Below are 8,412 nucleotides of genomic sequence, written 5' to 3' on the forward strand. Positions count from 1 at the left end.
ACTACGAGGCCGGCCTGAGTGGCGATGATGCGTTTCGCCGGGAACGGTTCTTGAAGACGGGGAAGGGTAAACGCTTCTTGCGCAACCGCCTCGCGTCGTTCCTGGCCAGATTTAGTACCAACAAGTTGGAACGGCACTAGAGGCGCTTGAGGAGCCACTCGGGCGTCAGCGAGATCGCCCAGTTGTTGAGGATCACGTAGTAGTTGGTATACACGAGCACGCCGACGATGACGAGGAGCACGCCGGCGGCGCGTTCGACGACGGGAATGAACGGGCGATAGCGCTTGAAGAATCTGAGGAAGGCGCCCAGCGCGACCGCCGAGAGGAGAAACGGCAGCCCGAGGCCGGCCGAGTAGGCCACCAGCAGGCCCACGCCACGCTGCACCGTCTCGGCGGTGCCGGCCAGCGAGAGGATGGCGCCCAGGATCGGCCCCACGCACGGCGTCCAGCCGATGGCGAAGGTGATACCCACCGCCAACGAGCCGAGATAGCCGGCGGGCTTCTCTCGGATCTGCCACTGGGCGGTGCGGCCGAAGAGCCCGAGCTTGAAGACGCCGGCGATGTAGAGGCCGAAGATCACGATCAGGACGCCGCCGATGCGTCGGATCAGATCCCGGTAGTCGAGCAGGAACTGGCCGGCCACACTGAAGGAGGCGCCCAGCCCGACGAAGACGACCGAGAAGCCCAGCACGAAGGCGACCGCGTGCAGGAGCACGCGCCGGCGGACGGTCGGCGAGAGATCGGCGGTCAGGTCCGACACGGACATGCCGGTGATGAACGAGAGATACGAGGGGAACAGCGGCAGCACGCACGGCGAGAGAAACGAGAAGAGTCCGGCGCTGAACGCCACCGCCATGCCCAGCGACTGTCCGATCATTGTCTCATCAGCCCCTCGATCAGCGAGTGCGCGGCGTCATTGTCCCAGGTTCGCGGACCCAGCGCCAGCGCCGCCAGGTTCCCCCGTCGGTCCACGAGGAAACTGGCCGGAAGGGCCCGGACGCCATAGGCGTTGGCGACGTCCAGCTTCGGATCGAGCGCGATCTGGAAGGTGAACTTGTGCTCGGTGACGAAGGGCGGGACGACCTTGGGGTCGGCGTCGAGCGAGATGGCGAGCATGACGAAGCCGCTGTCCTGGTGCTGCCGCCAGAGACGCTCCATCGATGGCATCTCCTCGCGGCACGGCGGGCACCACGTGGCCCAGAAGTTGATGAGCACGGGCTGGCCCCGGTGCTGCGACAGGCGGAAGCTCTTTCCGCCCAGCAGCGGCGCGGTGAAGTCCTCGGCCGTCTTCGTCCGCGAGGGCCGGATCAGATCCAGCTCCTTGATCGCCTCCTCCACGCTCAGCTGGCGACCGGCCCGCGGCTTGGGCGGAACGGCGGGCGGAGCCGGCGCGGGCGCGGGGGGCGCGGCGGTCGAGGGCTCGGCGGCAGAGTCGGGCGTGGGCGTCGACGAACGCAGCGCCACGACGGCACCGCCCACCAGCAGGGCGACGATGGCCACGATGACGGCGGTCAACGCGAGATGGCTCCGCATGTGCTCTCCGACGCCTTGAAACCCTGCGAAGTATACCTTTATATCGTGCCCTCATCGCTTAAACACTCGACTCCGCGTGATGCATTCCCATCACCGCGCCCGCATTGAACATCGTGACGGGGACGACAAAGATGACGCGATGGCCACCGCCGCTCGCCGGCCCATACTCGCAGCGATCCGGCTCCGCAGTGATCCGCGGGCGCGCGTTTCCTCAGGATCGTGGTGAAAATAGTCGAGCCTCCAGCGCGAGGGCGCGGGCACGGGCGGACGACCCGGGTTGTCGCCCGCGCCGCCGGCCCGTTCCCCTGCGCCATCGCTGTGATAACCACCGCCGGGACCGCGTCGCCGGCCCCGGCCTGATCGGCGCGCCCCGGAGTGCCCCTGGCCGTGGACGGCACGGATCCCCAGGTACCCGGGTCTGCCGGCCGAACTCAGGTCACGGCGGCTTTACCGCGAAGGTCCAGGCGTGACCGACGGTGGCACCCGTCGCGGTCCGGAAGCGGACTTCGGCCCGGTGGGTGCCGGGCTGGAGCCGGGCCGGCGTGTAGGAGATCGACACGAAGCTCGGCGGCCAGTCCCGGGTCTGGGTGATCCGCGATTGCGCGGTCACGTCGACCCCGTCCACCAGGAGCCGCAGCGACGCTGCATCGCCCGGCTCTCCGCGCGTGAAGTCGAGCTCGGCTGTGATGGCGGGGACCTGGCCGGGCGTCGAGCCGTCGGGGGGGAACACCCGCAGCACCTGCGGAGGCGGGCCGCCGGTCGCTACGAGGAGGACGATCGCGAGGGTCAAGGATCGCATGAACGGAGCGCCGGGGCGGCGGCGGCCGCCGCCCCGGCCAGTACAGGCCCGTGGCCGGCTAGTGCCGTTCCAACTTGTTGATACTAAATCTGTCCACGAACGACGTACACGGTGCCTTCCTAGGCGCGAATAGTTGGAACGGCACTAGGAGTCCGTCAGACTCACGGCGAAGCCGATGAACTCTGTGCCGGAGCTGGAGCGGAAGTTGTTGATGGTTGCCGTGTAGGTGCCGGTCACGGGAGCCGTGAAGTCGACGATCTCGTAGGTGTTGTCGAAGCTGAAGGACCCGGCGACGAAGAATCCGTTCGGGTCCCTGACGACGAGATCCAGGTCCGTGGTGGGCTGCGTCAGGGTGTCCCCGCCGGGGGACTTGTGGGACCAGGCGATGGCCACCCGGACCCGCTGGCCGGCGGACGCGGAGAAGCTGCGCGTGATGGGGAAGCCTGTGGTCCCGCCGGAGGTGACGAAGAAGCTCGAGTTCCCGGACGTCAGCACCGTGTCGGCAGCCGCCAGGAAGATGGCACCGGCGCCGTCACGTTCGCTCAGCCGGCTGGCCCCCTCGATGTTGTGGCGGGCCGCCGACATCATGACCGCCCGGACTCGCTCGACCTGGAACGCCAGGCTGGGATCCCGCTGCACCAGCAGGCCGACGCCGCCGGTGACGTGCGGGGCGGCGAAGCTCGTCCCGTTGACGTCCGCGAAGCCGCCCCCGTTCACAGTCGTGTTGATCTGTCGCCCGGGGGTCACGACATCCGGCTCCTCCCGGTCGCCCGAGGGCGAGATGGGGTCGAGGAACGCGCTGAAGGTCACGACCCCCGTGCAGGCGGCGACGTCGTCGCCGAACCCCGTGGTGTTGCTGTCGTCGAAGGCGCCGACGGCCAGCGCGTTGAAGGCGATCTCCGGGCTTCCCATCCGGTTCGCGCAAAAGTTGGAGATGGCGGGCACGATGGTCCGGCCGGTGAAGTACACCTTCCGGTCGACGTACCGAGCAAACGCGTCGAACACGCCGTTGGTCTCGAACCCGAAGCTCATGTTGACGGCGCTCGCTCCCTCGGTGTCGATCACGCAGTCGGTCGCCGCCATCACTTCCGCGTCGCTGAAGTTTGCGGCGATGCCGTCGACGATCGTAATCGCCGGGGCCATCCCTCGTGAGGACAGGTTGATACTCTGGATGACCCCTGCCACGTTGGTTTTGTGGCCGCCGGCCGTGGAGGAGGCGGTGGCGCGGCACAGGACGCGCTGGGATCCCGGCAAGTCTGGATGGGTCCCGATTCGGTTGGCCTCGACGACCGCTACACGCTGTCCGGTCCCGTCGATTCCTCTGCCGACCGGGAAGCAGAAGAAGAGGAAGCAGAAAATCGAGTTGAGCTGGTCAGCCTGGACGACCACCCGGGAGACATTGAGCCGCTCGGAATGCACACGCTCCAGGAATACCCTCTCGACTGAGGGATGGGCCGCCATCCGGCGTACCACGGCCGGCGTGACGTTCGCCACGGCCATCGGCACGTGCGAGCTCTGCCCGATTACCTGGCCGCCCATCGCCTTGATTCCGTTCATCACGGGCTCCACGACGGCACTGACTTCGGTCGCGACAGCCTGGAGGTTCTGCTCGAACTGCTGCGGTGTCACGTTTGGCCCACGGAGCGGCTGCATGGTCGTCCCCTGCATCCACCAGACCGTGCGGATGGGATCGGATGGGTTGCCCCGCATGCGCTCCGCCAGCTCGCGCTCGAGCTTGCCCACGAAGCCCCGGTTGCCCAGTGCCCGGGCATGGTGCTTCATCTCCTCATCGCTCACCGGATTGCCCGCCGCATCCAGGCTGGCCCCGAAGAGGCGGCCCCTGCGGTCCATCATCTTGAGCTGCCTGATACCCGTGTCGCCGAACGGCGCTACGTTCACGACCGTGAACTCGTCAGCCCGGATTCCCGTGGCCTGTGAGACCACTGCCTTGGCCCTCTCGGCCGAGGGACCTGCCGCGGCGTCGGCCGAATGGAGTCCCGTGGTAATTCCCCAGGACGCGACGGCGACCGCCGTAGCCACGAGCAACGCGACAAAACCCCAGTAACGTCGGCTGCTGCTTCTCATCTCCCTACCCTCCTCGCTAGCAGTGTCCCGTGCCTTCACAGCCTGGCTCCCGCGGCGTGGAAAGGGTTATGGGGAGGGCCGGTCCAGGGAGGCGCCCGTGCCCTCTCCAAACCGCGGAACTCTCGAGGCATGGCTGCCGGGTCCGGGGATCAGGGCACGCGCTCGGGGACTGGGGGCGCGGCGCTACCGCCGCCGGCCGATCCCCGGCTTCCAAGGCTCTCGACGAGGCCGGAGCCGAGAGCCCGGACGGCCTCCTGCTTATCGATGAGCCCCTGCTCGATGGCATCCCTAGCCGCCCGCTCACCGACGTAGAAGGCCAGAGTCCTGAGGGCGGCCATGCGCACGGCCGGCTCCTTGTCGCGGATTCCCTCCAACAGCGCCTCCGTCGCGGTTGGCTCGCCGGCGTGCCCGAGTGCCTCCACGGCCGCGATGCGAACTCGCGGGTCGGGGTCGCCCAGCACGCCGAGCAGGAAGGGGGCCGCATCCTCCCGCCCGATCTGCCCTAGCAGCTGGAGGGCGGCCACGCGAACGTCCGCCACCTTCTCGGCCTCCAGCAGCCTCTTGACCGGGTCGATTGCGGTCCGGCCGTACTGGGCGAGCGCGGTCAGGGCGTCCCGCCGAACGTCCGCATCGTCGTCCTCGAGAACCCGGAGAAGGCGGGTGAACGCCTCGTGATCGGCCCGCTCGCCGAGCCGTTTCACGGCCCACCGCCGCATGCCCGGATCTGGGTCGACGACCAGCTCGGCGATCGGTCCCCAGGGCTGATCTCCCGAAGGCGCTGGCTTTTCGACCCTCTCGATGACCGCCGCGGCCGGCGGCCGACCCCCCGCGCCAAGGACCCAAACAATCAGCCGAGTCCCGCCCTCTTCCGTCGACGTGTCCTCGAGAACCAGGTGGTTGACATGGAGGAGCAGCCTCTTCAGGGCTTCGCCGAGCGCCAGACCCGAAAACTGGACCGACACCTCCTCGTCAAGCGCCTCCGCGCCCCGCACCTCCATGCCTGTCAGCCGGGCGATCGCCTGCAGAATCTCGGCGAGGCGCGCCTTCTCGGCCGTGACGCTCAAGCGCCCGTCCTTCCACTCCGCGGTGGGTGGCGTCTCGGCGAGGGTGGAAGAGGCGAGGAGTGGGATGAGGATGGCGGCAAGCACGATGATCTTCCTCACTGCCAGGACGACGCTAGCGGAACCGCAGCGCGGCCGTGCCCCTTGACTCGCCGACGGCCCGACCCCGGGGCGAGGTCCGCTGAGTGCTCCAATGGCGGCCGGCCGCCTTCCCCGGACGGGAATGCTTCGAGTGGAGCTGGCCCACTGGGGCGGCGACGAGCGCCGTGCCGTCCCGGCTGGCCAGGCGTCCCGCCGCGCAATGCAGCCCCAAGCCATTTCTTTATGGCCCCCTCTCACCGGCGATTGAGCCGGAGGTGGAGCACTCTGGGGGTCGGCAGCGTATGCAAGTCGGCCGCCTTGTCTCACATCATGACGGAGTCAGCGAGAGGCCCGAGGAGCGCGGCGGAACGGGGGATGCGAGTGATCCAGACTGTGTGCGAACGACCGATCGCTCGTGGTGGTGGCAACCGTCACTCCGACGGAGCCAGAAGCCATCTGAGCAGCCGACCCAAGAGCGTCGAGAGCCAGTCCGCGAACCTGGGTCAGAGGCATTGCTACTCCTCCGAGGGGCAGACGGTTGAGTTCGAACGGACCCTACTGCGCCATGTAAGCCGCGTCAAGTCTCCTTCTTCGCCCTAACGGATTGGCCCGACTCCCGTCTGGAGGGAGGGCCCGTTGGTTTCGGCAAGGAGCCGTCCGTAAGACGAGGACTGCTTTAGGCGAGCGCTTACCGTAGTTTGACCGGCTGGAAGTGTGCCTCTAATATTATCCGCGCCCCATGCTGACCATCGTCGCCGATGATCTCACCGGAGCCTGCGACACGGGCACCCTGTTCGCCGGCGAGGCCGCCGTCCCCGTCACGGTGTGGCCGCAGCCGCCCCCCGCGGCCGTGGTTCGCGTCGTCGACACCGAGACGCGCGCGCTCGGCGCCCGGGAGACTGCGCGCCGGATCGAAGCGCTCGCGGGTCCCGCGCCGGCCGGCCGGTACTTCAAGAAGATCGACTCCACGCTGCGCGGCCACGTGGGCGTCGAGGTCCACGCCCTGATGCGCGTCCTCGGCACCTCCTGCGCCCTCCTGACGCCTGCCTTTCCGGCCCAGGGCCGAACCGTGATCGATCGCATCCTCATGATCGACGGCAGGCCCATCACCGAGACGACCCTCGGGCGCGATCCGGAATTCCCGCGCGCCACCACCTCGAACGTCGTCGACCTGCTGCGGCACGAGCTCGACCGACCGCTGGCCTGGATCCCGATCGATCAAGTCCGCGACGGGATCGAGTCGCTGACCGCGCGCCTGAAGCGCCTGGCGGGCACCGTCGCCATCGCCGACGCCGAGACCGACGACGACCTGGCCGCGCTGGTCGAGGCCGCGCTCGCCCTCGACGTGCCGCCATTGCTGGTCGGGGCCGCCGGACTGGGGCGGGCGCTGGCGGCCCGTCTCGGCCTGCTCGCCGAGCGCGTGGGGCTTCCGCCCTGCCGGCGCTCGCTGATCGTCGCGGGAAGCCGCCACCCCGCCACCCGCGCCCAGATCGCCGCCGCCCGTGAGGCCGGTTTCCAGGTATTGGCGAGCGACGAGGTGGAGGCCGCCGATCCCGCGCGCGTGGCGGCGCGGCTGGCCGACGAGGCCAGGCGCGCGCTCGAGCAGGAGGCCTTCGACATCGTGGCCGTGACCGGCGGCCAGACGGCCGTCGCCCTCTACAAAGCGCTGAAAGCGGAGCGGCTCGATCTCGTCGGCCCGCCCGGTCCCGGACTCGCGTTCGGGTACCTGCGCGCTCCGCGCCACCCCGCGCTCGCCGTCCTCACCAAGGCTGGTGCATTCGGCGCGCCGGATCTGTTCGTCTCGCTCCTGAGGGAGACCCTCGTATGACGCGATCACCGACCCTGGGCATCACGATGGGCGATCCGGCCGGTGTCGGGCCCGAGATCATCGCGCGGGCGTGCGCGGAGCCCGCCGTGCGCGACGCCAGCCGGCCCGTCGTGATCGGCTCGGCGGCCATCATGAAGGAAGCCCTGGCCCTGGTGGGCTCCCCCCTCGGCCTGCACGCCGTGTCGGCCGTCGCGCACTGCAGCTTCCGCCCCGGGACGCTGGAGTGCCTGGACCTCGCCAACGTGGAGGCGGCCACGCTGCCCCGCGGCGAGGTCACCGCCGCCGCCGGGCGGGCGGCCTATGAGTACATCGCCAAGGCCGTCGCGCTGGCCGCCGAGGGGAGGATCGACGCCATCGTCACCGCGCCCATCAACAAGGAGGCGCTGGCCGCCGCCGGCGTGCCCCACTCGGGCCACACCGAGATCCTCGCCGACCTCTCCGGCACCGGCACCTTCGCCATGCTGCTCATGGGGCGCGAGCTCAAGGTCATCCACGTCACGACCCACGTCGCGCTCCGACGCGTCCCCGACCTCATTACGCATGATCGCGTGCTGAGCACGATCCGCCTCGCCCAGCGCACGATGGAGGGCCTGGGACAACCGCGCGCGCGCATCGCCGTGGCCGGCCTCAACCCCCACGCCGGCGAGGAAGGGCTCTTCGGCGACGAGGAGCAGAAGGCGATCATCCCCGCCATCGAGGCCGCGCGGGCCGAGGGCCTGACGGTGATCGGCCCGCTCCCCGCCGACACGCTCTTCGCGCGGGCGCGCGGGGGCGAGTTCGATATCGTCGTGGCCATGTACCACGACCAGGGCCACATTCCCGTCAAGACCCTCGGGTTCAACTACGACGATGCCAGCAAGACCTGGACAGGGCTCTCCGGCGTCAACGTCACCGTGGGGCTGCCGTTCCTCCGCGTCTCCGTGGACCACGGCACGGCCTTCGACCGGGCGTGGAAGGGCACCGCTAATCACGAAAGCATGACCGAGGCGATCGAGGTCGCCGTGCGCATGCTGGCCAGGCGATGA

The 8,412-nt window shown here is 69.2% G+C and carries 7 protein-coding genes; 2 read left to right on the plus strand and 5 right to left on the minus strand.

Annotation, left to right across the window (positions count from 1 at the left end):
• Positions 1-136: 136 nt before the first annotated feature.
• From VGV13_18745 to VGV13_18765, 5 genes are all read right to left on the minus strand, one after another.
• Positions 137-877, minus strand: a complete 741-nt coding sequence (locus VGV13_18745) for a cytochrome c biogenesis protein CcdA (protein HEV8643128.1) — start codon at positions 875-877, stop codon at positions 137-139.
• A complete protein-coding gene (locus VGV13_18750; GenBank protein HEV8643129.1) occupies positions 874-1,533 on the minus strand; it encodes a TlpA disulfide reductase family protein in 660 nt (219 codons plus the stop codon). The genes VGV13_18745 and VGV13_18750 overlap by 4 nt, the downstream gene beginning before the upstream one ends.
• Before the next feature lie 436 nt (positions 1,534-1,969).
• Positions 1,970-2,332 (minus strand): hypothetical protein, encoded by a 363-nt coding sequence (locus VGV13_18755; GenBank protein ID HEV8643130.1) that lies wholly within the window; start codon positions 2,330-2,332, stop codon positions 1,970-1,972.
• Positions 2,333-2,476: 144 nt separating this feature from the next.
• A complete protein-coding gene (locus tag VGV13_18760) occupies positions 2,477-4,417 on the minus strand; it encodes a S8 family serine peptidase (GenBank protein HEV8643131.1) in 1,941 nt (646 codons plus the stop codon).
• A gap of 149 nt (positions 4,418-4,566) precedes the next feature.
• The gene (locus tag VGV13_18765) at positions 4,567-5,580 is read right to left on the minus strand and encodes a HEAT repeat domain-containing protein (GenBank protein ID HEV8643132.1); all 1,014 of its coding nucleotides are present in this window, start codon (positions 5,578-5,580) and stop codon (positions 4,567-4,569) included.
• Positions 5,581-6,298: 718 nt separating this feature from the next.
• Between VGV13_18765 and VGV13_18770 the strand changes: the two genes are divergently transcribed.
• Together VGV13_18770 and pdxA are read left to right on the plus strand one after the other, a co-directional pair.
• Positions 6,299-7,387, plus strand: coding sequence for a four-carbon acid sugar kinase family protein (locus VGV13_18770; GenBank protein ID HEV8643133.1), 1,089 nt, complete (start codon positions 6,299-6,301; stop codon positions 7,385-7,387).
• A complete protein-coding gene (gene pdxA / locus VGV13_18775) occupies positions 7,384-8,412 on the plus strand; it encodes a 4-hydroxythreonine-4-phosphate dehydrogenase PdxA (protein ID HEV8643134.1) in 1,029 nt (342 codons plus the stop codon). The genes VGV13_18770 and pdxA overlap by 4 nt, the downstream gene beginning before the upstream one ends.

The sequence above is a fragment of the Candidatus Methylomirabilota bacterium genome, assembly GCA_036001065.1.
GTDB lineage: Bacteria > Methylomirabilota > Methylomirabilia > Rokubacteriales > CSP1-6 > MNEF01.